General features: G+C 38.0%; 3 protein-coding genes. All 3 read right to left on the bottom strand.

From position 1 onward, the window contains the following. Positions 1-454 (bottom strand): DNA replication/repair protein RecF (locus H5072_RS16920; RefSeq protein ID WP_182694202.1); only part of this gene is annotated, 454 nt, incomplete at its 3' end. Between the two features lie 15 nt (positions 455-469). Further along, positions 470-1,573, bottom strand: a complete 1,104-nt coding sequence (dnaN, locus tag H5072_RS16915) for a DNA polymerase III subunit beta (RefSeq protein WP_004335206.1) — start codon at positions 1,571-1,573, stop codon at positions 470-472. Positions 1,574-1,586: 13 nt separating this feature from the next. After that, the coding region (dnaA, locus tag H5072_RS16910) for a chromosomal replication initiator protein DnaA (protein ID WP_182694201.1) at positions 1,587-2,448 on the bottom strand (862 nt) is incomplete at its 5' end.

The following is a 2,448-nucleotide window of genomic DNA, read 5'->3' as shown; positions in this document are numbered from 1 at the left end:
GCCACAAAAAAAAGAACTCATGTTCCACGTGGAACAAACCTAAATCTAAAAACTTTCTGCGCTCTTTAGGTCCACCAAAAAACAAAGAATAACTCTCTGGTGTAATAATTTGTACAGGCATAAGTTGAGCGAGTTCTGATATCTTACGGCTCGCCTTACCTTGAATTTTTAAATTGGTCTCACCCGTTTGCGTTTTACTAATACCAATTGGAATTGATAAATCGTGTATTGTTTTACGCCCGTGAATTACAAATTGCTCTTGCTGGTGCGCAATAATACTTTTGTGTTTTGGAGTACGAAAAGATTTGCCATGAGAAAGGTAATATATAGCCTCTAAAAGGCTGGTTTTTCCGCTGCCATTTTCACCATAAATTATATTAACGCCGTTGACTGGTTCTAGCGTCAGCGCCTCAATATTACGAAAATATTTGAGGCTCAAATGACTTAAGCTCATTATGTATTTATAGTCTTATAAACGCATAGGCATAACAACGTACATTGCTTCTTCATCGCCTGCACCTTCAATTAATGCACTGCTGTTTGAGTCGGCTAATGTAAATAGTACGTCTTCTGTTTTTAATGTGTTTAGTACATCTAATACGTAAGACACGTTGAATCCTATTTCTAGGTCCGCGCCTTCGTAACTTACTTCAACAACTTCTTCAGCTTGTTCTTGCTCTGGGTTATTGGCAGTAATTTTTAATAAACCGTTTGATAGGTTTAAGCGTACACCACGAAATTTTTCATTCGATAAAATAGACACTCGTTGAAACGCATTTCGTAACCATTCTCGGTTAGCTGTAATTACTTTGTCACCACCACGTGGTAATACACGACGGTAATCAGGAAAGCGTCCATCAACTAGCTTACTTGTAAATGTAAACTCAATATCAATAATACGTATATGGTTAGCACCAAACTGAATTGTAACCAATTCGTCGTCAGCTACCATAAGGCGCATAATTTCTTGCACACCTTTGCGAGGTATAATTAATTGACGTTGAGTGTTAAGCGATTGCGTTAATTGCTTTTGTGCAATAGCTAAACGGTGACCATCTGTTGCTACTGTTTTTATGTCTGTATTATCTACTTCAAAAGACATACCGTTTAAGTAATAACGTACGTCTTGATTCGCCATCGAAAAATGCGTGCTTTCAAGTAACTTACGAAGCTCTAAACGAGTTAGTTGAAATTCAACCTCACCATCCCACTGCTCTAAATTAGGAAAATCATCAGCTGATAAAGTCGTTAATGAAAAACGGCTTTTACCACTGGTTAAAAGTAATTGGTGCTCTTGCAAGCTTAAAGTAATGTCTGAACCGTCTGGTAGACTTTTACAAATATCGAGTAACTTTTTAGCGGGTAACGTTAGTTTTGTATCGGCAATATCATCACCTACAAATACGCCAGAAACTAATTCAATTTCAAGGTCAGTACCCGTCATTGAAAGTTGTCCGTTTTCTACCACTAACAAAACGTTAGATAAGATTGGTAGCGTGTGTTTGCGCTCTATTGCACCCGACACTTGCACCAATGGCTTTAAAAATTGTTGTCTTGATATTGTTATTTGCATAATAAAGTCAGCCCTAAGATGACAATGTTCTTATTAAGTTTTGGTAATCTTCTTTAATTTCGTGGCTTTCGTCACGTAGTGATTTTATCTTACGACATGCGTGTAATACGGTCGTATGATCGCGTCCACCAAATGCGTCACCAATCTCAGGTAAGCTGTGATTAGTTAATTCTTTAGATAATGCCATGGCAACTTGGCGTGGCCTTGCTATAGAGCGGCTGCGGCGCTTAGACAATAGATCTGACACTCGAATTCGGTAGTACTCAGCAACGGTGCGCTGAATATTATCTATCGTAACCAGCTTATCTTGCAAGGCAAGTAAATCGCGTAGTGCTTCTTTTACAAAATCAATCGAAATTGGACGACCTGTAAAATTAGCATTAGCAATTACACGGTTAAGTGCGCCTTCTAGTTCACGTACATTTGAACGTAATTTTTTGGCGATAAAAAAAGCAACTTCATGTGGTAAGTTAATCTTACTTTGCTGTGCTTTCTTCATCAAAATAGCAACGCGAGTTTCAAGCTCTGGTGGCTCAATCGCGATTGTTAATCCCCAACCAAAACGTGATTTAAGACGGTCTTCGACCCCTTCAATCTCTTTTGGATAACGGTCAGAGGTTAAAATAATTTGTTGGTTGCCTTCAAGCAATGCATTAAAGGTATGAAAAAACTCTTCTTGTGAACGCTCTTTATTAGCAAAAAATTGAATATCATCAATCATTAATGCGTCAACACTGCGGTAATAACGCTTAAATTCTTCTATCGCATTATTTTGTAGTGCCTTTACCATGTCTTGAACAAAGCGTTCTGAATGCATGTAAACAATTTTAGCATCTGGCTTGTTTGCCATAATGCCGTTACCTACAGCATGTAAT

The organism is Pseudoalteromonas sp. SR45-5 (assembly GCF_014163565.1).
Lineage (GTDB): Bacteria > Pseudomonadota > Gammaproteobacteria > Enterobacterales > Alteromonadaceae > Pseudoalteromonas > Pseudoalteromonas distincta.
Note: the sequence above shows the minus strand (reverse complement) of the source record. Positions and strands in the feature narration are given on the sequence as shown.

What these genes read in the sequence shown, in the direction of transcription:
- dnaN (WP_004335206.1), bottom strand. Translation starts at nt 1,573, where the DNA reads ATGCAAATAACAATATCAAGACAACAATTTTTAAAGCCATTGGTGCAA.